We start from the raw sequence: 23,509 nt of genomic DNA on the forward strand, positions 1-23,509 counted from the left end.
ATATGTATACGGGCCTTATTCATCTTTATTTTCAGATATATCGATCTTACTCGATTTTTCAGGATCTTGCAGAGTTTTTACTGCGCTTTCCTTTAACTCGATATCAATATCTGCCTGCTCAGTTTCAATTGAAATACTGCCTGCATTTGCAGCACTTATAGCCACAGATGAACCATAAAGCTGGCTTTGCTCATAGTACTCTCGGGCATGGCGAAGCAATACAACAATAACAGCCGCTACAGGCAAAGCAATCAGCATGCCTAAAAACCCTGCCAGCTGTGCGCCCGCCAATACAGCAAATACGACTGCAACAGGTGAAAGGCCAATTTTATCACCCAATAAGAACGGCTGTAAGATGTAGCCTTCTACAGCCTGTCCAATCATAAATACCACCAGCACTAAAAACAGCTGCATCCAGTCTAAGCCAAATTGGAATAGCGTTGCGATTACAGCGGCAATAATACCTACGCCAAAACCTAAATAAGGAATAATACTGGCCAGACCTGCAACCATGCCAATGATCAAGCCGACTTCCAAGCCAATGATTTGCAGACCTACTGCGTAAACAATGCCCAGTAAAATCATCACAAGGAACTGCCCTTTTACAAAAGCGCCAAGCACACTGTGGCATTCGCCCGCAATTTTCAAAGTGCTTTTTTCATAAGGACGCGGAATCAGTCTGCGGAAACTGTCGAGCATGCGCTCCCAATCCAGCAGAAAGTAAAAGGTAATAATCGGGATCAGCACCACCGTGCCGCCAATTTGAATAAAGTTCAGGCCAGATTGGGCTACTTTCAGCAATACAGCCTGAACGCTGTCTGCGCTGTAATTGGTTTGAATATAGTCCATGATGGCTTTAGACATCTGCTCGGTGTCTATTTCCATCGGCACTAAATTAAAGGTGCCCGACAGCCAAGGCAGGAAAGTATAGTTCACCCAATGTATGCCAGCAGGAATGCTGGTTTTTGCATACATCAGCTGCTTCCAAACCAATGGCGCCAAATACCACATTGCCCAAGTCAAAACCACACCAATGCCGATAAACACAACACTGATTGAGAGCCAGCGCGGCAAACCGATTTTGTGCAGCTGATTGACCAGCGGACTGAATAAATAAGCAATAAAAAAAGCTGCAATAAAAGGAAGCACAACAGGCTTCAAAAGGTATAAAACCCAAAGGATTAATGCGATGCCTGCAAGAATAAAAATGCGGCGTAAGGTCTTATCAACCATAAAAGTTCGCCCTTTTTTCCATTTAATCGTTTTAGAAAGAAAAATATTTCAGTAAAGATAGCATTTTAGCGCATAAATAACATAAGTGTTTCGTATATTCAGGTATAATCGCCCCGCGAATGCGGAGACTTCATTATGAGCAACTCAACTTCTACCCCAAACACTGGTTTAAGCTATAAAGATGCAGGTGTCGATATTGAAGCGGGCGACGCGTTAGTCGATCGTATCAAATCTGTCGCGAAACGTACTGCACGTCCTGAAGTAATGGGCGGACTAGGCGGCTTCGGCGCACTTTGTAAAATTCCTAAAGGTTATGAAGAACCTGTTCTCGTATCTGGCACAGACGGTGTTGGTACAAAATTACGTTTAGCACTTAACTTAAACCGTCATGACACTATTGGTCAAGACTTGGTTGCAATGTGTGTAAACGACCTTCTTGTGTGCGGTGCAGAACCGTTATTCTTCCTTGACTATTATGCGACTGGCCACTTAAACGTAGATGTTGCTGCAAATGTTGTTACTGGTATTGGCGCTGGCTGTGAACTTGCAGGCTGTGCATTGGTTGGCGGTGAAACTGCTGAAATGCCAGGTATGTATGAAGGCGAAGACTATGACCTTGCAGGTTTCTGCGTAGGTGTTGTTGAGCAAAGCAAAATTATTGATGGCACTAAAGTTAAAGCGGGTGACGTTTTAGTTGGTGTTGCATCTTCTGGCGCTCACTCAAATGGTTATTCTCTGCTTCGTAAAATTTTAGACGTGAAAAACGTTGATTTAACACAAATCGTTGATGGTCGCCCACTTGCTGATGCAGCAATGGAACCAACACGTATTTATGTTAAGCCGATTCTTGAATTACTAAAACAAGTTGATGTTCACGCTATGGCGCACATCACTGGCGGCGGTTTACCAGGCAACCTTCCACGTGTTCTTCCAAATGGCGCTCAAGCTGTTGTGAATGAATCATCATGGGAATGGCCAGAATTATTCAAACTGCTTCAAAAAGAAGGCGGTGTTGAACAATTCGAAATGTACCGCACATTTAACTGTGGCGTAGGTATGGTCTTAGTTGTAGATGCTGCTGATGCTGACAAAACTGTAGAATTGCTAAATAGCCTTGGCGAAAAAGCATTCACAATGGGTCATATCGCAGACAACGCTGAATCAGTTGAAGGCGCTGACGAAAAAATCCGTGTGATTTTTGCGTAATCCGTTCCAATGATTAAAATTGCTGTCCTTGTTTCAGGCAGTGGAAGTAACCTGCAAGCGCTGATTGATGCCAATCTTTCCGGTGAAATTGCAGGTGTTATTTCCAACAAGCCTGAAGCATATGCCTTAGAACGTGCAAAAAACGCGGGGATTGCAACTGCGGTTATTGAGCATAAGCAGTACCCAAACCGCGAAGCTTTTGATGATGTCATGCATCAGCAATTGCTGGATTGGGATGTGGATTTGGTCATTTTGGCAGGCTTTATGCGCATACTCAGCGCGAAGTTTGTTCAAGCATGGGAAGGGAAAATGATTAACATCCACCCTTCATTGCTGCCCAACTACAAAGGCATGCATACCCATCAGCGTGTGCTGAATACCGGTGATACGCTGCATGGCTGCACTGTGCATTATGTCACTGCAGAATTAGATGCAGGCCAAGCACTGGCGCAAGGTGTGCTAAAAGTGACTCTGCATGATAATGCAGATACTTTGGCAAATCGCGTGCATGTACTGGAGCATCTCATCTACCCGCAAGTTGCGGAATGGATTTGCAGCGGTAAGATTCAGCATACAAAACAGGGGGTGCTGTATCACAACCAGCCTATGCTGGAACCTGTACAATTCTGCAAGCTCTAAGCAATTATAAAACTCAATAATGAACGCATCTTCGGATGCGTTTTTTTATTTTTGCACCTGAATCGACTCAGCATGTGCTTAAAAATAAAGGCACAAACACCTTGTTTAAAATGTTCAACTTTATGATGAATATGTGTTTTTTCGTTAATTGATTCGTTTCTACATCATTAAAAATATAAGCTGATAACACTTTAGAAATATGACATCCTTTTTAAATGCGGAGAAAATCACATGTTAAAAACCATCAAAATCACGACTTGTGCATGTATAGCATTGGCTATGGTCGGTTGTGCTACAACACAAAATCCAGCCACTGACCGTAATTTAGGTAAGCTACAAAACAAAAACTGGGTTGCGAGTGAAATTCAAGGCGTTAAGCTTGAAGCTGATCCTACTAATTCAAATGTACCGAGCATTGCGTTCGACAATACCCGTGTCAGTGGTTCGGATGGCTGTAATCGATTCATGGGTGGATATGCTGTACAGAACACTAAAATCCAATTTTCCAATCTTGCTTCAACACAAAAAGCCTGTTTGACTGCAACAAACATTCCTCAAAGTTTTAATCAAGCATTGAGCCAAGTCACTCATTATGACGCCTCTAAAGATGAGCTGAAATTTTTAGATAGCAATAACAACGTTATTTTGAAATTTGAAAATGCGAAATAATTGTTAAATTTAACGACGGCCTTTATAAAAAAAGCACTCAATGGAGTGCTTTTTTTATAATAAATAATATTTATTTTTCCAGAAGTTGATCAACTAAAGGGAAAATTTTAGATTCATTGCTTTTGTATTTTGTTGGATTCAACAATCCACCAGCATGTAGCTTATATGTAGCAGTCCTTAATGGTTTTCCTTCTTTAAATAACTTTAACTCAGCAAGCGTTAAAACCATTGAGAAATCCCATTTTTGAAAAGCCATATATTTTAAAATATAGCTGCAATGTTCTGGCGTATTCAGGTTATAAATCTGACTTGTAATACCTTGATGATCAAGCGCCTTCGTCAATATGTTTTCAAAATCTGCAACGATTACTTTCGGATTATGCTCAATACAAATATGCCGAATTTCCTGCTTATCAATATCATTCAAACTTGAAATCTGGGTACTGGCACAACCAACCAAAGGCAAAAGCATCATCAAATAAATACATTGATGTCTCATACATTATCCAGAATGAATGATCTGTTTGAGCAACTTCACAGTTTCTGCCGGCTGTTCCAATGGGAACATATGGCTGCCCTTTGCTACTGTATATGATATGCCAAATTTCTTTTTCACCATTTGCGGGAAACCATGGCCAATAAAAGGCCCTTTTTCGGCAGCGATATAATGTGCAGGCACTTTCAGCTTAGGCTGAGGCAGCCACCATAAAGATGGATTGGTTCTAAAGATATTCACTTCATCCATCTTAGCAATAGTCAGCTCTACACCGCCCCGCTGCTGATCATCCATCAATGCATGATCAATATACGCTTGGAAACAGTCCTCATCAAAATGCTGGTAAAAGCCTTTCGGACGGAGTAATTCTGCCGCCTGTTCTCGACTATCCCAATGATCCCTGCGGCGCAGCGATAGAGATGCAGGCGACATTTTATCCACTGCCTTGAGTTTCAGTGTTTTTGCGATATGCAATGCAAATGACTCTTTACCCATGATCAATGGCGGATCAATCATCACTACCTGTTCAAACAGTTCAGGACGCGCCAAAGCAGCTTGAAAGGTCAATACTGCACCCAGTGAATGACCTAAGCCAATCACTTTACGGCCATTAGACTGACGGACAATGCTGTCTATTACCTGCTGCGTCAGACTGACCCAGTGATTATCAATAGGATAACGCTTATCTGGCCCCAATAAAGGCACATAAATCACGTCATACTGGTCTTGCAATAAATCAAACAGCTTTTGATAGACTTTTGAAGGCACGCCATTGGCGTGCGCAAAATGGATTAATGGTTTCATTGCAGTTTTGTAGTGTTCTCTGTTTGAACTTGCTGTGACAATGCAGCAGCAAAACCTTGACCAATCGATGAGCCCATACGGCCCAGCACTGAATCAAAAGGACTGTATTCAATGGTGTAATTGACCGCTTTCTCAGTTTTCAATTCACGTTTTAAAGTATTTAAACTGCCGACACGGTCTGCAATACCCAGCTTAACCGCCTGATCGCCTGTCCAAAATAAACCTGAGAAAATTGCAGGATCATTGGATTTCAGCTTTTTACCGCGGCCTTGTTTAACTGCATTGATAAAATGATCATGCACATTGTCCAATACACCTTGTACATGGGCTTTTTGAGCAGGATCAACCGGCTGTGTCATGGACAGCAAGGCTTTATTTTCACCAGATGTCATTGTACGGTCTTCAACACCCAGCTTTTGCATCAAGCCGTTGACACCGTAGTTAGGCATAATGACACCAATAGAACCGACCAAGCTTGATGGATTCACAATGATCTCATCTGCTGCAGATGCGATGTAATATGCCCCTGAAGCGCCTGTATCGCCAATCACGGCATACAGTTTCTTATCAGCATGCTGTTTTTTCAAATACATAATTTCCTGCCAGATTTCATCTGACTGAACTGGCGAACCGCCCGGAGAATTAATATTCAGTACAACAGCTTTACTTTGTTTATTTTCAAAAGCTTTTTTGAGTGAACGAATGGTATCGGTGCTATTTACACTTTGCTTATCCGCTGCAATCGTCCCGACAATGTCGACAACTGCAAGGTGTGAACCCGATGCCCCAACGTCATCAGTGGTCGCTGTACTGCAGCTTTTGCCTAAAGCAATCAGTACAAATAAAATATAGGCGAAAGTTAAGAATTTAAAGAAAATCCCCCAGCGTCGAGCTCGGCGCTGCTCTACAACAGAAGCAAGAACGACTTTTTCAAGCAGTTTCCATTCATTGCCAGTTGGTTGCTGGCTATTTTGCTGAGTGTTATTTATTTCGTGTTCAGGTTTTGGTGGCCAATCGGACATAAAAAATCCAATAAAACAGTTATGATGTCATCCATTATATACATGGAAAGTACTGGAACTGTCTAAACATCGTTTTTTATCCTATAATTAATTTATCATTTTAATATGTCCTTTTGACTTATAGCCTAATGACCGAACATCATCCTATAAATACAACGTACCGTTTATTGAAGTTTATCAGCCGCCAGCCCATTCAATTTTCCCGTTTTATAGCAAGAGCCCTTGCCGGTTTAGTCAATACGCTAAAAGTGTCCAAAACCTCTGAAACTATTCGGCTCAATTTAAAAATAGCGCTGCCTGAACTGAGTGATGCCAAACGTGAAGAAATTACAGCTCAAGCGATTCGAAATGAGCTGATGTCTTATTTTGAATTTTTCAGTATTTGGGGTTCAAGCAATCAAAAAAACTTATCCCGCATAGCGCAGGTGCATGGTGAGCACTATTTTCATTCAGCTTTAGCTGAAAATAAGGGCTTAGTGCTGATTATTCCTCATTTTGGCACTTGGGAAATTATGAATGCCTGGATTGCGCAGTTTACTCAAATGACCATCATGTATAAGCCTGTTAAAAATCCAACGGCTGATAATTTTGTCCGTAACGCCCGCAGCCGTGAGCAAGCCAATTTAGTCCCAACCGATGAGTCGGGTGTTCGTCAGATTTTTAAAGCGCTCAAACAAGGCGGCACAACCGTCATTTTACCTGATCATACACCCAACGTTGGCGGTGAAATGATTCCATATTTTGGGCTGCCGCTTGCCACCAGTAATTTAAGCGCAAAATTAATTCAAAAAACCAAAGCAAAAGCTTTATTTCTTTACGCAATACGCAATGAAAATGGCAGCTTTGACATGCATATTGAACCGATTGATGAAGCGATTTACCAAGGTTCTGCAAATGATGGAACCCAAACAATTACCCACGCCTTAGAGCAACTCATTCGACGCCAGCCTGAACATTACCATTGGAGCTATAAACGCTTTAAAGCCAATCCCAAAACCAATTCTATTTACAACTTACCTGCAAACCAAGCAGTTGAATTAGCTAAAAAAATCATCAATGAAACGCGATCAGAAAAAGCTGCAGTTCCGCAATTTGAATCAGACAATGCGCCTGCAGTGCATTAATTTTTCAGCCATTTCCATTGGTCGCGAGCAAAATTGGTCTGAATTTTTCCTTGCTGCTCAATAAATTGAATGGTGCCTTGCTGGCTGGTCACCCACAATGGAATATGCAGCTGCTTCAAGCGCGCTTGGGTCAGTTTGCTTGGATGCCCATATCTATTGAATTTTCCCGCCGATGCAATCGCCAGTTTCGGCTTTAGTCCTTTCAAGAAACCATAAGCCGAGCTGTGCTGACTGCCGTGATGCCCCAAAATCAACACATCAACTTTTAAATCAGGATAACGCTGCAGAATATCAAATTCTGTTTCCCACCCTGCATCGCCCATAAGCAGAAAATTTTGATACGGCGCCGCATCTTTTAGCTGTACATACAGCACACATGAATTCTCATTTTTACTGCGCATTGCAGAATTTAACTGCGCTTTTGTTGGCGACAGCACTTCAATGCTGATGCGCTTAGACAATTGCCATCGCTGACCTTGATCGCATGTTTGGAATTGGGTTTGGACCGGCATTTCCGGCTGTTCACTGCCAATCAGCTGGCGTATAGGCAAATCACTGCGTATAGATAGATAGCCGCCGCTATGGTCTTGATCCAAATGCGTTAAAACCAGTTGATCTAGCTCGCTTACCGCGTTAACCGCTAGAAAGGGCAAAATGATCTGCCTGCCGACACTGAACTTTTCTTCATCATAATTGCCGCCCATATCCACCATCATCGCATGCTGCTGCTCGCGCAAAAAATGGCTTGCCCCTGCCCGACGTCCAAAACCGTCAACTCCAGCGGATGCGGAGTACAGCCTTTCAAACATAAAGCCAATACCCCCAATGCCGCCCAAGCCCGTGGTAAAACGCCCCGCGGAGAAAATAGAATCAGCAGGCTTAAGGCCAGCAATATCAGCATGGATGAATTAAATGCTATGGCGCTTAACTTGGGATTAAATAGATGATCCAATATATCCAGAAAGGCCAGCAGCAGCCCCAATAACTGATCATTCAAATAAAAAAGCACAGCAGCCAGCGGTTCAGAAATGCCATAGCTTATCGCTGCTATAATATCTAAAGGAACAACCAGCAGCCCCAGCCAAGGAATCGCCACAATATTGCTCAGCGGCGTAATCCAGGACACCTGCTTAAAAAATAAAATCATCAAAGGAAAAAGCGCTAAAAAGATTTTCCACTGTGATTCCACCAGCAGCTGCAGCCCAAGCCAGAGTCTCTTTTTCCAGCCCATATAAGTTTGCATTTCAGTTTGCTGCTTCTGCAGCGTCTGATAGACTCGCAGCAAAATAAAGCATGCGCCATAAGACAGCCAAAACGCAGCAGACAAAATACTAAAAGGATCAATCAACAGTAAAATTGTGGCGCTCAGCAACAGCAGTTTCAACGGCTGCAGTTTTTGCTGCAGCAGCATAATGACACTACCCAAACAGCACATCAATAAAGTTCGCACAGCAGGAATTTCAAAGCCTGCAAATATGCAATACAGCGCGACACAGCAGATAAAAGGAATAATCAGCAAATATTGCTTAGGAATAATGAGGTATAACTGTGGGCGATAACGCGCAATGAAAAACTGAATGAGTCCACTCACCATCATGGCGAAAATCACCACATGCGGGCCAGAAATAGCCAGTAAATGACTCATGCCAAAACGCTGAAACTGTTTTTTAGTCTCCTGATCGAGAAGACTTTCATCTCCAGTCAATAAGGCCAGCAGCAGCCCTTTATGCCTGAGTGGCTGCTGCTGTAGAAAATGGCGGAATTTCAAGCGCAGCTTTTCAATGCTCAGCTGAAGCTGTTTTAATCCGCCGCCATGTCGCTTAACTTCTTTATAAAATCCTAAAGCCATAACCTGATCTGCACTTAATGCTTCGATCTGCTGAGGTTTAAAACCAGAAGAAATTTTCTGCTGTGCATACCAGCGCTCTTGGTCAAAGGCGCCTGCCGTTGCGTAACCATGCGCAGGCCGCAATTCTCCGCTTAAACGGTAATACTGTCCCAGCTGCATTTCAGTTTGTGCAGTACCATTATGCGCCATGGAAATAAAAACTAAATATTGCAGAGTACGGTTTTGATTTCCGCTGCTATAGCCATTTAATACCTGAACTTTTTGCTGAATGCTACGCTCACCCAACTCATTTAAATGTGCTACATAAACGATCAGCTCGCGATGTTCAGGTTTACGTTCTACCCCTGATAAATACTGCTCTAATTGCAAGTTTGCATAGCCTGCACCTAAAAAAGCTGCCAGCCCTATACTCATGAAAATATTTAAAGTTTTAAAGTGAAAGTGTTGTGTTTTAATCAGAGGGTGTATTAACCGCTGCATTAGCAGCCAAAGCGCGGCAACAGCAATAACCATCCCAAAACTTGTATGTAGAGCCTGAAGTGTCAGCCCATTCTTACCCATACAGGAAACACCTAATATCCAGCCTAGGCAAAACCATTGCAGCATTATTTTTATTCTGTATTTATCTTTATTGGGCGCAATAATAAAGCCCGCCGAGGCGGGCTTCAATCTATAGCTGAAAGTTCAAATGAATTAGGTTTTATCTACCCATAATCCATCCTGCATATGCAGAATTGAATCCCCAGACTGCGCTAAATGTTCATCATGCGTCACAATCAGCATCGCCATATTGAATTCTTTACGCAGCTCAGTCAGCAATTCAAAAATTTTCACTGCGGTTTTACGGTCCAAGTTGCCTGTAGGCTCATCCGCCATCATCAGTTTAGGTTTTGTCACCAATGCGCGTGCCAAAGCGACACGCTGGCGCTCTCCGCCCGACAACTCACCCGGTTTATGGGTAACGCGGTGTGATAAGCCTACGCGTTCCAGCAGATATTCCGCCTGCTGCTTCACATCTTTGTAATTGCTTCCTTTACGCAGCATCAACGGCATAGCGACGTTTTCAAGCGCGCTGAATTCTGGCAGCAAGTGATGAAATTGATACACAAAGCCGAGATGTTCATTACGGATATAACCGCGCTCGGCTTCGCCCAAAGTATCAAAGCGCTGACCATTAATCAGCACTTGACCCGATGTTGGACGGTCTAAACCGCCCAATACATGCAGCAAAGTACTTTTACCCGAACCGCTCGACCCAACGATCGAAACAAACTCACCTGCTTTAACTTGCAGTGATAAACCCCGAATCACATCAACCGAAGTTTTACCGTCAGTAAATGATTTTGTGATGTTTTGCGCATCTAAAATTAAATTACTCATAACGCAACGCCTCCGCCGGCTGAATTTTCGCTGCACGGAACGCAGGGTAAATTGTCGCAATAAAACTTAAGCCCAAAGACAAGCTCACAATAACAACCACATCCTGCCAGCGCAGATAAGATGGCAAATAGTTAATGAAGTAAGCATCAAACATATTTAAGCCAAGGCTAGTATTCAGCCATCCGACCAGACTGCTGATACTGGTTGCCGCAATCACGCCAAGAATGGCGCCAGCTACCGTTCCAATCACACCAATTACGGTCCCTTGAACCATAAAAATGCGGGTAATGGTGCTTGGAGATGCCCCCAATGTGCGCAAAATTGCGATGTCAGATTTTTTATCCGTCACCACCATTACCAAGGATGAAACAATATTAAAAGCTGCCACCAAGACAATCAGGAACAGCAGCAGGCTGACCATGGCCTTTTCCATTTGAATAGCGCTGAATAAATTGCCGTGTGTATAAGTCCAATCCGATGCATAGAAGTTTGCAGGCAAATCACGGGCAATCTCTTGAGACACCTGCGGCGCGGCAAAAATATCATCCAGTTTCATACGAATGCCTTGTGCGCCATCAGGCAGGCGAAGCAAAGTCGACGCATCATTCAGTGCGATATAGCCCATCATGGAGTCAACTTCTGCGCCAATACTGAAAATTCCGACAATTTTAAAACGTTTAAAGCGCGGCACGACACCAGCTGGTGACGGGGTAGCTTCTGGCAGCACCAACGTGATATTGTCATTTAAACCCAGACCCAAAGCATCGGTCAGCTGTTTGCCCAGTACAATGCCAAACTCGCCTTTTTTCAGGTTGTCGATGCTGCCTTCAACCATATGATCTTGGATGATTGAGACCTTTTTTTCATACTTCGGCTCAATCCCTGTGACCATAACACCAGAGACTTGCCCTTGCGCAGTCAGCATGCCTTGAAGCTGTGTAAAAGGCGCTACGCCTTGCACATGCTCATGGTGTTCAATTTTCTTTGCAAGTTCTGGCCAATTTGTTAAAATTTGTGTTGAAGAAACAGTAGCTTGAGGTATCATTCCCAAGACACGATTTTTCAATTCTCGGTCAAATCCATTCATTACCGATAAAACAGTAATGAGTACGGCTACACCAAGGGTTAAGCCGATCATAGAAACCAGAGCAATAAAAGAAATAAAGTGGTTACTGCGCCGTGCGCGAGTATATCTCAAACCTATATACAGCGAGATTGGTTTAAACATAACCATTTAGTCCGAGGTAATAATTATGGAAAATTTACAGCATCAGAGCGGGAATTCGGAACGCCGCGTCATGTCACGCATAGATGCTGCCTTGCGTATTAATTATCAGATCATTTCTGATGATGTTGCGCTGAATGATCCTTACGATCCTAATTTTGTCTTGCCGCGCTATTTTCTACTACTTGCAGAATTAGATCAATTTGATCACGCGCTTAACTACGAATTAGAACAATTAGCTGAGAAAGATCAACAAATTGCTCGAATCTTATCCTTATTTAATCAAAAGTTAAACCTGATTACGGGGTCTTTGTACGATGCAATTGTACAAAGCATGTTACCTATCCCTGAACATGTGAATTTTTCTGAAACTGGCCTGAGCTTTTTCAGCGACCGCCCTATTCAGGAAGGCACTTATGTTCATGTTACCCTGAGCCATCCTGAAAACTTCTTCCATATCGCGGCAATCGCGCAAGTGGTGTACAGCCGTCAGGAAGATAATGGCAAATACCGTACTGGCGCTTATTTCATTACGCTGCATGCGCAGGATCGCGTTAAATTGTCAGAATGCATTTCATTAACACAGACTAAAGGCTAAAGCTTTAATCAGCCTTAATTTTTTTGGCGAGCGCTCTGCTCGCCTGAATATCTTGATAAAAATAAACCACTAATCCCGTCAGCATAATGGCAGCCCCTGCCAGCACTTTCAGGCTGATGTGTTCACCATTCAAGATCGCCCCAACCAGCATGGCAAGCATAGGCGTCAACACTGTGGTTAAAGATAAAGTTGCCGCCTGTACATTTTGCACCAGCTTAAAATAGCAGAACATAGCCACGACAGATGCCATAATTACCGCATAGAACAAACCAAATAGCGATTTAGCGCTCGGGATCTCTGTCGGCGCATGACTCCAAATAAACGGCAGCATGCACAGCGCAAATAAAGTCGAAACAATAATTGAACCCGTCGCCTGGGCCATAGGCTCGACAGGCGCATTGATTTTTTTGACCCAAAAAATAGAAGCGCAGTAAATAAACACACTTAACAGCATTAAACCAATGCCAATCGGCTGAATATGATGATTACTCCCACCGAGGCAAATCACCACCAAACCGCTTACAGCGATCAGCATTCCCAGCCACTGTATGCTGCGCAGCTGGATATGAAAGACAAAATAGCCAATAAAGCCGGTAATAATTGGAGCAAGGCCGAACATCAGCGCAATGATGCCAGAACTTAAATAATCCGTGGCCAAATAGGTGAAGATTTGCGAACCAATGAAACTGCAGGCGCCAGCCAAATAACTATGCATAGCCTGCGCATCCAACGGCAATTTCGCTCTGAACAGCAGCAATAGCGCAAGCGATAAAGGTAAGGCTAAGAAAAACCGCAAAGCCAGCGCCCATAGGCTGTGCAGGTCTTCAACACTCCAGACAATGGCCAAAGGCGTAGTTGACCAGATAAATACCAGCAAGGCATAGGTCAACATCAGGTTGGTTTTTGAGGGCATTTCAGACCGCCTTAATTCTGCTTATTTTTGTGCTGTTTTACGCTTTTGCTTTTGAATGGTCTGATCCAAACTGCTGGAAAATTCACGCTTATCACGTTCAGAAATAGGCGGTGGACCGCCTGTCTGTACACCTGCCCCACGTAAGCTGTCCATAAAATCGCGCAAATGCAAACGCGCTTTGACATTGGCAGTGGTATAGACCTCACCGCGCGGATGAATTGCAATACCGCCCTTTTCAATCACTTGTGCCGCCAGTGGAATATCTTGTGTCATCACAATATCGTTTTCTTTCATACGGTCGATAATTTCTTGATCGGCAGCATCCGCACCGCTCATGACCTGTATTGAATTAATACGCACCGATGGCGCGATGCCCACGTTTTGATTTGCAACAAATGTAACTTCAAGCTGATAACGGTCAGACGCGCGAAGAATCACTTCACGCAAAATTTTAGGCAGTGCATCTGCATCTACCCAAAGTTTAAATGGCAGCACAATCATTTCCAGTGCAAAAGTATGAGTTTCATTTTAACAAATCTACATGACAGAAATACGTGAAATTGCTCTATTTTGTGTACAGCTTTCTCAAAAATTGAGAATGCTGAATGCATCAGCTGCTTATTCTTATTTTAATGGGCATTCAGTCCTACAAGTAAATGAACAAAAATTCCTATCGAACTAGGACACTTGAATTAGGTTCTATCAAAGTGAATTCGTATAATCGCTATTACGTTAAATAAAAGATAGATGCCGATCAAATACTCTATAATTTACATATTATTGTTCATTCAGATTATAAAAATGCTAGATAGATTTACTAAATTGAAAACAGGAGAAAAAATAAATGCACTGCAAGAGGAAAGTTTTTCTTTTTTAAGAAAGCCATTGTTGAAATATGCTTTAAGGTATCAAGATACATACCCTTTTGATTTATTGCCCCCTGTTGAAAATTACTTAAATAAATTCCTTCAAAAAGATGAGCTTAATATCAATTCTATTGATCAATCAGTTAAGGATCTAATTGAAGTTGGAAGATTTGAATACTCTTTTAGCCTAAATGAGATTTCTGATGCGCTATCGATTTTAGTTAACACTGAAAATTTTAATAAAGAGTGTGTAATACAAGTGATTAATCATATTCTTGAAGCATTCTCATGTAATTTAGACGAGAAAGAATTTCTTGAGAGTGAAGACGAATATTTAATGAAATTAATCTTTCCTAAAAATTAAAATTTTCTAAAATTAACATAATACGCGTTATACGAATTATCTTTTATTGCATATAAATCATAATCTTCTGTTGATATCAAAAGCCCAAGTATGCGTACTTGGGCTTTTTTGTTGATTCTTCACGTTCTATGCCTACTATTCAACTAATGCTTTACAACTTGATGCAATCTGATTGAACGCTAAAGCAGAAAAATGTCCAGATGAAATAAGAATAGATGCTCAAGCACAGATTGATTTCGCCCAACAACAGCATAAACATTCATTTCTTTTCTTTAATTTTTACATGGTCTAGACTGAAAATAAGGGTTGAGTATGGAATATTTAGTGCTCAAGACTTGAAAATTGAAAATAACCCTCGATTTAATAGATAAATACAACCCAACATCAATTGTGCATATGAAAAATCAGAACAGACCAGACACTATCACCATTGAAGATCAAAACTTTGGCAGCCACATTGAGCACTGGTCTTTATTGACCTCGCAGCCAGGTGCTGATGTTCCTCAATGGCTAGGGCAAGCGCTGGATGCACCTATTATGCCAATGGGTCTATGCGCAGCAGAATGCGATATGGATGCCAGTACTTGGCTGATACAAGGTCCCAGCAAAGCACCCATACAGCTAAACCAAGTGATTGAAGTTGAGAATAACAAACCTAAAGCAGTTAAAACGGCATTCCCTAGTTTTGAAAGCCCTTATAAAATTAAAGCCAGTATTGACCGCATTATTAGCTGTAAATCCAATATTCAAGCGGTACTGTGTTTAAATCTAGGCGCCAACACATCGGTATATGCTTTTGACAGCCTTTATAGTGTGAACCAAAACCACTACGAAAAAAATCAAGATTACTTGGTGCAGCTGAACGGCTGGGCTTATGAATTAGAAGCCGTGGATGATCATGAGCATTTGGTTGTCGATGATCCTGCCTCAATCAAACATCACCGCGCGCTGAATGATATTTTAGCCGCCAACAATGGTGTGGCGCCTGCCAACTTACAAGAGCAGATTGAAGCATGGGAACCAAAATCTGAAGATGACAAAGCCCCTGTAACCGTCGATTTTTCTAAAATGGTCGCATATTTATACGGCGAAAATATGGGTCAGGAAGATGAAGCTTGGTTCCAAGGCAACATTGTAGGCAAATCAGCTATGCAGTTTATGGGCCAAGACTATACGCTGTATGATGTGACGCTGATTCATGAAGAAGACCAGCCAGCTGTGCTGATTCGGATTGCAAGCAAAGATACAGCCCACAAAGATTTTACAATAGGCCAATTCATTCGCGGCAATATTTGGATTCAGGCGAATATTTACTCAAAATATGCTTAATTTAAATTCAAAAAACAGCGGAAATATACTTCATGTATATTTCCGCTGTTTTTTTATACTCTACTAAAACAATCATTTTCTTAAAAATTCTAAAATAGGCTATTTTTTATCCACAACTCATAATCAAAAGTATCTATATTAAATTCAAAAAAAATGCACTTATCCACATTTTTAAATTCAAATAATAATCAAAATATTATTTTTCTTAATATGTATAAGAAATGTTTTAACCCTCGTGGTTAATATTTATACTATTGAAAAGATAAGGTTTTCTGAAAAGTACACAGGCTCCATAAAATAAATGAATTAATTTATGTATATATGGCCTCATAGTACTTTATTTAATCAATTTTTTATGGTAAAAATGCAAATTACAAATATAGGATTTAACGATAAATAGATCGGAAAATAAATATCTATGAAAATCGTGCAAGAAGAAAACTTACCGCAAGCCGGACACAGCCTAATTTCTCGATATCAAATCGAGCCTATGGCCTGCCTATTCTTTGCCTTAGGCATGATGATCTGTGCATATTTAGTCCACACATTTATTCTCTAATCCAACATATATAAAAAAAGCCCATCAAATGATGGGCTTTTTTGCTTTAAGGATTAAGCATTGCGTTTAGCAAAGTCATCCATAAATTTCACTAGCGCTTGAACGCCTTCCAATGGAACCGCGTTATAAATACTTGCACGCATACCGCCTACTGAACGGTGGCCTGCAAGGTTCAATAAATGATTTTCTTCAGCTTCTTTCAGGAACTGTTTTTCCAGCTCAGGATTCGCCAAAGTGAATGGCACATTCATAATTGAACGGTTTGGCTTTGCAATTGGGTTCGCATAAAAATCGCTTGAATCAATATAGCCATAAAGCAATTCAGCTTTTTCCATGTTCGCTTTATAAATCGCGTCTACACCGCCCTGTTCAAGCAGCCATTCAAATACGAGGCCAGACAAGTACCATGCATAAGTAGACGGTGTATTCACCATAGAATCATTTTTAGCTTGGTCTGCATATTTTAAAATGCTTGGGATTTCAGCTTTTGACTGGTCCAGCAAATCTTCACGTACAATCACCAAAGTTAAGCCTGCAGGGCCAATATTCTTTTGCGCGCCTGCATAAATCAAACCAAATTTAGACACATCTAAAGGTGCAGATAAAATGCTTGAAGAGAAGTCAGCAACCAGTGGCTTATCCGTTACTGGAATATTGGCGAATTGAATACCGCCAATAGTTTCATTGTCTGCATAATGCACATAGGCTGCATCATCAGACAAGTTCCAAGTACTTTGATCTGAGATGGCCATTTTGCCATCTACTGTTGTACCCGCTTCAATCACGTTAATATCGCCATAACGTTTTGCTTCTTTGGTCGCTTTTTCTGACCAAATACCGGTATGGATATAGTCCGCTTTGCTGTTTTTGCCCAAAAGGTTCAGCGGAATAGCTGAGAATTGTAAAGATGCGCCGCCTTGAAGGAAGAGCACTTTGTAGTTCTCAGGAATATTCATGAGTTTACGTAAATCCGCTTCTGCTTTTTCTGCAACTGCGACATAGTCTTTGCTGCGGTGGCTCATTTCCATAATGGAAAGACCTTTGCCATGCCAATTCAGCATTTCAGCTTGGGCTTTTTCTAAAACGGCAGTAGGTAATGCAGCAGGACCAGCACAGAAGTTGTACGCGCGCATGATTTTTCCTTTCAGAGTGAAACACAATAAAATGATGGCATTTAACCACAGATAGCCTGTGCTTGCAGTATTTTATCCTGAAAATATTTCAATGCTGTCGGACATTTAAAGTCAAAACCTCAATAAAGATCTGATCTTTTGACAGGTTTGATTATTTCAATAAATGGTTCCCCTGCCAGTAAATAACTGACGATTCTTAAAATAAGTGCAGGAATAACCACTACAGCATGAATAAGCATAGCGAAGCTTAAATAAACAGCAAACTCAATCCAACGCAGCCAAGGCAAAAATATCTTAGCTTTATATTCCATTTTAATTTGCTTCAGCTCGGCCAAAGGATGCTCACCATGCGTATCAATCCATAGGCGGCTTTTTGCATCGTAAGTATTAGAGCTGATTAATCCGCGCTGATAAGCTTGCAGCATGCGTTTAGGCTTTAAAAAGAACCCTGTAGATAAAGCAATCAGGTTCATTACCCCCAATATAGGATGGCGGAACATAGAACCTGTGCCCAGTTCCCATGCACTGACCTCTCCCTCACCAATACGGCCTACGGTATAGCCCGTTAAAATATGATGCAGATCGTGATATTTTAAATACTTATGCCGTACACCAATATTGGGCATAGGGACAATTAAACAGCCTGTATAAACGCCGACCGTCAAAGGTTGACGGTCACCGACGATCGGGCCAAAACCATTTTTTTGATAAAACAGTGTCATCGCTTCATTCAAGCTATAGTGATCTGCAAAATTATTTGGCGCTTTGACTTGTAAATTCATCTTATATTTATTAAACATAAAAGAAGCAAGAAGATAATATAAACGATTCATATCCTTTTGACAGCCTACAATCCTTTGAACGAAAACATATTCAAAAAATCACATCTGTATAAAAAATAAATCCTAAAGCATTGCTTTATACTGAGCGTGACGATACGGAGAATCGATTCGATGTTACAGCGTTCCTCAGATTTATGCAGATCTGAATCTAAAAATAAGAGCAACAAAAAAAGTGAGACTTCACGCTTTAGTACAATGCTTGCAGTATCTATGCTGTTCACGCCCCTGCTGCTGAATGCAGCCTGCCATGCGCAAAGTATCAGCTTTCAGCAGGCAGAACAGAGTGTACTGCAAGACTCTTATACCACTAAAGCCAGTCAAGCGCTGCAGCAGGCTTCACAGCTCGAAGCTGAAGCTATAAAAGGCTTAGGCTTGCCGCGTGTCGATCTGAATGTACGGGCTTATGCCTTTCATAATGAGATGGATGTTCCCCTCGGCGCTGTCAAAAACAACCTAGAGCAGTCGCTGAGTGATGGCGTCAATAATCAGATTAATGAATGGCAAAGTGCCAATCCCAATATTGGCGGCCTCGCCGACCCGCTAAAAGATGGGCTTAATCAAACTATTCATAATGGCGTTGGATTGATTCCAGATGAGTCACAGGTGGTGTTGGATGATCAGGTGATTCGCCCGACTATTTCCGTGATGATGCCCTTATACACAGGCGGGCTGACCTCCAGCGCCAAAGAAGCGGCGAATATTAAGGCGCAGCGCAGCCAGCTGAACACCAAACTGCAGCAGGATGTACAGCGCTATGAACTGATTCAGGCCTATTTTAATGCGCAGCTGCAAAAGCAGCTTTTGGCCAGCAGTGCCTTTAATTTACAGTCCATGCAAAAGTATTACAGCAATGCCTTGAAACTTGAACAGCAAGGCTTTATCAGTAAAGGCCAACGCATGCAGTTTGAAGTTGCGCGCAACAATGCAGAACGCAGCCAGCAAAATGCAGATGCGAGTTATAAAGCCAGCTTATTTCAGCTGAATAATCTGCTGCAAAGCAGTCAAATTACCGACTTAAGCACCCCGCTATTTGTTAATTCAACGCAAAATTTGGCCTTAAACCAGTTATTAAAAAGCTTTCCAGAACATTCTGCCTTATTTCAAAAAATGCAGATGGATACGCAGCTGGCCAAAGCCAATGTTAAAGCGCAAAATGCGGCCAATAAGCCCAATGTTTTTGCCTTTGGCGAATACAGTCTAGATGATAAGCAAAACTGGATTGTCGGCGTTGCTGCGCGCTATAACTTATTTTCAGGCATTGATAAAAACAAAAATGTGCAGGCCGCAGATTTACAGCGCTATGCGTCTGAGCTGATGACGGAACGCACCAAGCAAGAAATTGAAAACGTGATTTATAAATCTTATAGCGAAGTCACCACTGCACAGCTAAGTGATCAGCTGTTGCAACAAAATTTAAAAGCCGCACAAGAAAACCTGCGTATTCAGGAGCTGTCTTTTAAAGAGGATATGGGTACGGCAACACAAGTGATTGATGCGCAAAATGCTCTTAGCGGCTTAAAAACAGAAACCGCGCTGAATGCCTTTAAATATGTCATGTCATTGGCAACGCTGCTGCAAAGCCACGGCTCTATACAATCGTTTCAAACCTATATTAATCAGCCCAATACACGCTATATTCGTTAATTCAGCTGGGGAAAAATATGAATCAAGATCAGAACTCACCTGAATCAGAAAAGCAAAACCAATCTGCCGACACCTTGCAGACGAAAAATACAGCGCCTAAACAAAACACTACTGAGTGCGAAAATATAAATTCTGAGCAGCAGTTCAATCAGGCAGCTGAGCAGCATTTAGCTGAACAAAAGATTTCAGACAGCGAAACACCTTCTGAGCAAGCAGCATCGGATACCACTCCGCAAAAGCGTCAAAAGTCTGCAGCAACCAAAATTGCTGGATTGATTATTCTTATACTGCTATTGGGCTTGATTGCCTTTGGTTTATGGAAAAGCTATCAGCCCAAAGAGGTTGAACTGCAAGGCCGTGTAGAAGCGGAGACCATTCACGTTTCAACCAAAGTGCCTAGCCGCATTGAAGAAGTATATGTGCATGATGGGCAAAAGGTCACAAAGGGCCAAGAACTGGTTCGTTTGTTTAGCCCAGAAGTCGATGCAAAAAAACAGCAGGCTTTAGCAACCCTGCAATCTGCACTCGCTTTGCAAGCGACAGCGGATCGCGGTTCCCAAGAAGAAAATATTGCAACCTTGTTTGCTAACTGGCAAAGCATGAAAGCGCAGCAAAAATTAGCGCAAACAACCTATCAGCGCGGTGCAAATCTCTTTAAAGAAGGCGTCATTTCACGCCAACGCCGTGATGAAATGCATGCTGCAGCCGTTTCAGCTACTGAGATGACTGAAGCCTCCTATCAACAATATGCCCGAGCTAAACGCGGCAGCACGCCAGAACAGAAATCTTCTGCCGATGCGCAAGTGGATATTGCCAAAGCGGCGGTAGCAGAAGCCAATGCACTGGAAGCAGAAACAAAATTGCTCTCTCCAATTAGCGGCACAGTCTCTAAAACCTACGGCAAGCCATCAGAACTTGTCGCAATGGGCGTGCCCGTGGTCAGTATTATTCAAGACAATGAGCTTTGGATTAGCCTGAATGTGCGTGAAGACCAATATCAGTCGGTCTATAAAGCCAAAAGCATGAGCGGCTATATTCCTGCACTCGATCAAAACGCCGAGTTTAAGATTAAACACATTGATGCAGAGGGTGATTTCGCTACCATCAAAACCACACGGCAAACTGGCGGCTACGACATCCGCAGCTTTAAAGTACATTTAGCGCCTGCGCAAGCCACCCCTGATTTAAAAGTAGGCATGAGCGTGCTCTTTAAAGTCAAAGAGGCCCAATAAAAATGCTTTCAGGCATGCTGCGTGAACTGCGCTATCTGCTGCGCCACAAATGGGATCTGTGTTTGGTCACGCTGGCGCCTGCCTTTGTTATTGTGCTGTTTGCCAGTATGTTTGCTGCGGGCAAAGCAGAACACTTGCCTATTGCGATTATTGATCAAGATCATAGTCAGCTTAGCCGCGATATTGAACGGCATTTAAGCCTAAACAGCACATTGCAGCTTGCATTAATCAGTGAAAGTCAAAGTGAAGTTGAGCGTCAGCTGAATCAAAATAAAATTTGGGGTTATGTCCATATTCCTGCAGGTGCAGAACAGCGCATGGTGCAGGCCAAAGATGCAGAAATCAGCATCGCCTTTAACCAGAGCTATTTCAGCGTGGGCAATACCATTTCATCCGCCATGCTGTTAGGCACACTGCAAGCCTCAGCTGAGTTTATGGGTCAGGATTATCTGGAAAATAAAATCCCCTACTTAGATGCGCCTACACCGAATGTCAAAATCTCGCCGCTGTACAATCCAGGGCTGAATTATGAGTTCTATTTAGAACCCTATATGATTCCCGCCATTCTGCATTTGCTGCTGTGCTGCTGCGTGGCTTTTTCTGTCGGGCAAGAGCTGAAATTCAATACGGCTGCTCAATGGCTGCAAGGTCAAAGCCTGTTTAATGCATTAATGAGCAAAAATCTGATCTACATTTTAATCTTTACAATCTGGACTTGGCTATGGATGCTTTGGCTGATTGGCATCCGCGGCTGGTTTGTCGCGGGTCATCTGTGGCTCATCCTCGCAGCGCAGATTTTATTTTACAGCGCCTATGCTTTTATCAGCAGCGCGATTGTGCTGGCAACCCGAAATTTATCTAAAACCTTTGGCGCAATTGCCGTGTATGGCGGTTCGTCTTTGAGTTTTGCCGGCGTAACACTGCCCTTAAATAATGCCCCAATCTTTACTAAATTTTGGGCGCATATTATTCCTTATACCCCCTATGCCAAGCTGCAAACAGAACAATGGGTGATTGGCAGCCCGCTTTCATCTTCTCTGCAGCCCTTTTTGATTTTACTGATCTATGCGCTGCTGTATTTTGCTTTAGCCTATTTATTCTTAAAAAAGTGCGCTAAGGAGATCCATTCATGAAAGACTTCCTAGCGCATTATCTGCAGACTTTTAAAAATATTGCGGCCAATTCTTCTCTATTGACTACGCTGATTTTATCGGTGTTCATGTACAGCTTCTTTTATCCAACCGCCTATCAAGCCCAGCAGGCGCAGGCTTTGCCCATTATTATTGTGGATGAAGAGCAAAGTGTCGTGACCACTGCCATTATTGGGCAGGTTTCCAAAAGCCCAAATGTAGATATAAAAGCGGTCACTGGAAATTTTGCAGAAGCGCAAAGCATGATTCAGCGCCAGCAAGCCGATGGCATACTGCTGTTGCCCAGCAATTTATCAAACAGTATCCGCCGCGGTGAAGTTGGCGGCGTTGGATTATATTTAAGTGCCGCGAATTTTTTAAAGACCAAACAAATTGGTTTGGGGCTGGCCACATCCATTGAGCATGCTCTCGCGGAACAGGCAGAAAAATTTGGCAATGTCTCGCATTTTTCACCAGCGCTGTCGATTCATCAAATTCCGCTTTTCAATACGCTGTCTGGCTATGGCAGCTATATTTTTCCTGCTGTTGCACCGCTGATTATTCATCAAACTATTGTTTTAGGTTTATGCATGCTGCTGGCAGGCTATCGTGAACAAAAAAACTGGATGCCCAGCACTGCTGAATTTTGGGCAGTCTTTGCAGCCATCATGACGATAGGCTGCCTAGGCTGTTTCTATTTATTCGGTTTTACCTTCTGGCTTTATGATTATCCGCGCGGCGGCAATTTTATGGGTATGTTAATCGCTGTTCCTATTTTTATAGGCTGCGTGATTGGACTTGCCATGCTTCTGGCTTCATTTTTAGATCTGCCTGAGCGAGCAGGACATCTCATTGTCTTTACATCAATTCCGCTATTCTTACTGTCAGGTAGTGCTTGGCCGCATGCCGCTATGCCGCTATGGCTGCAGCTGTTCGGAGAATTTCTGCCTTCCACGCAAGGCATTCAAATGTTTATCCAGCTCAATCAAATGGGTGTGCCCACCGAAATTGTCATTCCGAAATTAATTTATTTAGCCGTCTTTGGTGCTGTCTGTCTGAGCTGGGCTTTTTATAGATTAAGAACTCAATCAGTTTAGTTAATTATTAATCATTTTTATTCAATATATAAATTAATATTATATATTGAATCGCTTTGTTAAATAAAACTGAAAAAATAATCGGCAATCAATTGCATTTTCATAAAAATAGTTCGCCTATTGTTCATTAAATCTTCAAAATATATGCCGACAAA

At 42.3% G+C, this 23,509-nt stretch carries 22 protein-coding genes and 1 pseudogene; 12 read left to right on the plus strand and 11 right to left on the minus strand.

Annotated elements, in window-relative coordinates; genetic code table 11:
• Positions 1-15: 15 nt before the first annotated feature.
• A complete protein-coding gene (gene cxpE, locus B9T34_RS06870; RefSeq protein ID WP_086212406.1) occupies positions 16-1,233 on the minus strand; it encodes a chloramphenicol efflux transporter CxpE in 1,218 nt (405 codons plus the stop codon).
• Positions 1,234-1,368: 135 nt separating this feature from the next.
• On the opposite strand from cxpE, the gene purM reads away from it, so the two are divergent.
• From purM to B9T34_RS06885, 3 genes are all read left to right on the plus strand, one after another.
• A complete protein-coding gene (purM, locus tag B9T34_RS06875) occupies positions 1,369-2,439 on the plus strand; it encodes a phosphoribosylformylglycinamidine cyclo-ligase (protein ID WP_086212407.1) in 1,071 nt (356 codons plus the stop codon).
• A 9-nt stretch (positions 2,440-2,448) separates the two neighbouring features.
• Positions 2,449-3,078, plus strand: coding sequence for a phosphoribosylglycinamide formyltransferase (purN, locus tag B9T34_RS06880; RefSeq protein WP_086212408.1), 630 nt, complete (start codon positions 2,449-2,451; stop codon positions 3,076-3,078).
• A gap of 231 nt (positions 3,079-3,309) precedes the next feature.
• A complete protein-coding gene (locus B9T34_RS06885) occupies positions 3,310-3,747 on the plus strand; it encodes an META domain-containing protein (RefSeq protein WP_086212409.1) in 438 nt (145 codons plus the stop codon).
• Positions 3,748-3,817: 70 nt separating this feature from the next.
• Here the strand turns inward: B9T34_RS06885 and B9T34_RS06890 are convergent, their stop codons facing one another.
• The 3 genes from B9T34_RS06890 to sppA are packed head-to-tail and all read right to left on the minus strand — an operon-like array spanning position 3,818 to position 6,069.
• Complete coding sequence (locus B9T34_RS06890; RefSeq protein WP_086212410.1) at positions 3,818-4,246, minus strand: Sbal_3080 family lipoprotein; 429 nt, start codon at positions 4,244-4,246, stop codon at positions 3,818-3,820.
• A gap of 3 nt (positions 4,247-4,249) precedes the next feature.
• On the minus strand, positions 4,250-5,047 hold the full coding sequence (locus tag B9T34_RS06895) for an alpha/beta fold hydrolase (protein WP_086212411.1): 798 nt from the start codon (positions 5,045-5,047) through the stop codon (positions 4,250-4,252).
• Entirely contained in the window at positions 5,044-6,069 is a 1,026-nt protein-coding gene (gene sppA / locus B9T34_RS06900; RefSeq protein WP_086212412.1) for a signal peptide peptidase SppA, read from the minus strand. The genes B9T34_RS06895 and sppA overlap by 4 nt, the downstream gene beginning before the upstream one ends.
• A 128-nt stretch (positions 6,070-6,197) precedes the next feature.
• Between sppA and B9T34_RS06905 the strand changes: the two genes are divergently transcribed.
• Positions 6,198-7,193, plus strand: coding sequence for a lysophospholipid acyltransferase family protein (locus B9T34_RS06905; protein ID WP_086212413.1), 996 nt, complete (start codon positions 6,198-6,200; stop codon positions 7,191-7,193).
• On the opposite strand, the pseudogene B9T34_RS06910 reads toward B9T34_RS06905, so the two are convergent.
• From B9T34_RS06910 to B9T34_RS06920, 3 genes and pseudogenes are all read right to left on the minus strand, one after another.
• Positions 7,190-9,648 (minus strand): annotated as a pseudogene (locus tag B9T34_RS06910) (DNA internalization-related competence protein ComEC/Rec2). The gene B9T34_RS06905 and the pseudogene B9T34_RS06910 sit on opposite strands and share 4 nt — an antisense overlap.
• An 87-nt stretch (positions 9,649-9,735) precedes the next feature.
• A complete protein-coding gene (gene lolD, locus B9T34_RS06915) occupies positions 9,736-10,422 on the minus strand; it encodes a lipoprotein-releasing ABC transporter ATP-binding protein LolD (RefSeq protein ID WP_086212414.1) in 687 nt (228 codons plus the stop codon).
• A complete protein-coding gene (locus tag B9T34_RS06920; RefSeq protein WP_086212415.1) occupies positions 10,415-11,650 on the minus strand; it encodes a lipoprotein-releasing ABC transporter permease subunit in 1,236 nt (411 codons plus the stop codon). The genes lolD and B9T34_RS06920 overlap by 8 nt, the downstream gene beginning before the upstream one ends.
• Before the next feature lie 25 nt (positions 11,651-11,675).
• Between B9T34_RS06920 and B9T34_RS06925 the strand changes: the two genes are divergently transcribed.
• Positions 11,676-12,245, plus strand: coding sequence for a PilZ domain-containing protein (locus tag B9T34_RS06925; protein ID WP_086212416.1), 570 nt, complete (start codon positions 11,676-11,678; stop codon positions 12,243-12,245).
• Positions 12,246-12,249: 4 nt separating this feature from the next.
• On the opposite strand, the gene B9T34_RS06930 is transcribed toward B9T34_RS06925, so the two are convergent.
• Together B9T34_RS06930 and B9T34_RS06935 are read right to left on the minus strand one after the other, a co-directional pair.
• A complete protein-coding gene (locus B9T34_RS06930; protein ID WP_086212417.1) occupies positions 12,250-13,158 on the minus strand; it encodes a DMT family transporter in 909 nt (302 codons plus the stop codon).
• 21 nt (positions 13,159-13,179) lie between these two features.
• Complete coding sequence (locus tag B9T34_RS06935; RefSeq protein WP_171265138.1) at positions 13,180-13,659, minus strand: YaiI/YqxD family protein; 480 nt, start codon at positions 13,657-13,659, stop codon at positions 13,180-13,182.
• 321 nt (positions 13,660-13,980) lie between these two features.
• Between B9T34_RS06935 and B9T34_RS06940 the strand changes: the two genes are divergently transcribed.
• The 3 genes from B9T34_RS06940 to B9T34_RS18870 all read left to right on the plus strand — a co-directional run bounded on the left by B9T34_RS06940 (position 13,981) and on the right by B9T34_RS18870 (position 16,276).
• Entirely contained in the window at positions 13,981-14,388 is a 408-nt protein-coding gene (locus B9T34_RS06940) for a hypothetical protein (protein ID WP_139841253.1), read from the plus strand.
• A gap of 396 nt (positions 14,389-14,784) precedes the next feature.
• Positions 14,785-15,717: a hypothetical protein gene (locus tag B9T34_RS06945; protein WP_086212419.1), complete on the plus strand. Its 933-nt coding sequence runs from the start codon at positions 14,785-14,787 to the stop codon at positions 15,715-15,717.
• 418 nt (positions 15,718-16,135) lie between these two features.
• Positions 16,136-16,276, plus strand: a complete 141-nt coding sequence (locus B9T34_RS18870; protein ID WP_171265139.1) for a hypothetical protein — start codon at positions 16,136-16,138, stop codon at positions 16,274-16,276.
• Between the two features lie 53 nt (positions 16,277-16,329).
• On the opposite strand, the gene serC is transcribed toward B9T34_RS18870, so the two are convergent.
• Together serC and B9T34_RS06955 are read right to left on the minus strand one after the other, a co-directional pair.
• Complete coding sequence (gene serC, locus B9T34_RS06950) at positions 16,330-17,409, minus strand: 3-phosphoserine/phosphohydroxythreonine transaminase (protein WP_086212420.1); 1,080 nt, start codon at positions 17,407-17,409, stop codon at positions 16,330-16,332.
• Between the two features lie 119 nt (positions 17,410-17,528).
• Positions 17,529-18,191 carry a hypothetical protein gene (locus tag B9T34_RS06955; RefSeq protein ID WP_228147415.1) on the minus strand — a complete coding sequence of 221 codons (663 nt, stop codon included), beginning with the start codon at positions 18,189-18,191 and terminating at the stop codon, positions 17,529-17,531.
• A 255-nt stretch (positions 18,192-18,446) separates the two neighbouring features.
• Between B9T34_RS06955 and B9T34_RS06960 the strand changes: the two genes are divergently transcribed.
• From B9T34_RS06960 to B9T34_RS06975, 4 genes are read left to right on the plus strand one after another with little or no spacing between them, the layout of a single operon-like run.
• On the plus strand, positions 18,447-19,895 hold the full coding sequence (locus B9T34_RS06960) for a TolC family protein (protein ID WP_228147421.1): 1,449 nt from the start codon (positions 18,447-18,449) through the stop codon (positions 19,893-19,895).
• Positions 19,896-19,912: 17 nt separating this feature from the next.
• Positions 19,913-21,127 carry an HlyD family secretion protein gene (locus tag B9T34_RS06965; protein ID WP_213034154.1) on the plus strand — a complete coding sequence of 405 codons (1,215 nt, stop codon included), beginning with the start codon at positions 19,913-19,915 and terminating at the stop codon, positions 21,125-21,127.
• Positions 21,128-21,129: 2 nt separating this feature from the next.
• Positions 21,130-22,260 (plus strand): ABC transporter permease, encoded by a 1,131-nt coding sequence (locus B9T34_RS06970; RefSeq protein WP_086212423.1) that lies wholly within the window; start codon positions 21,130-21,132, stop codon positions 22,258-22,260.
• A complete protein-coding gene (locus tag B9T34_RS06975) occupies positions 22,257-23,354 on the plus strand; it encodes an ABC transporter permease (protein WP_086212424.1) in 1,098 nt (365 codons plus the stop codon). Before B9T34_RS06970 ends, B9T34_RS06975 begins: the two co-directional genes overlap by 4 nt.
• Positions 23,355-23,509: the final 155 nt, after the last annotated feature.

This window comes from Acinetobacter sp. ANC 3813, assembly GCF_002135435.1.
GTDB lineage: Bacteria > Pseudomonadota > Gammaproteobacteria > Pseudomonadales > Moraxellaceae > Acinetobacter.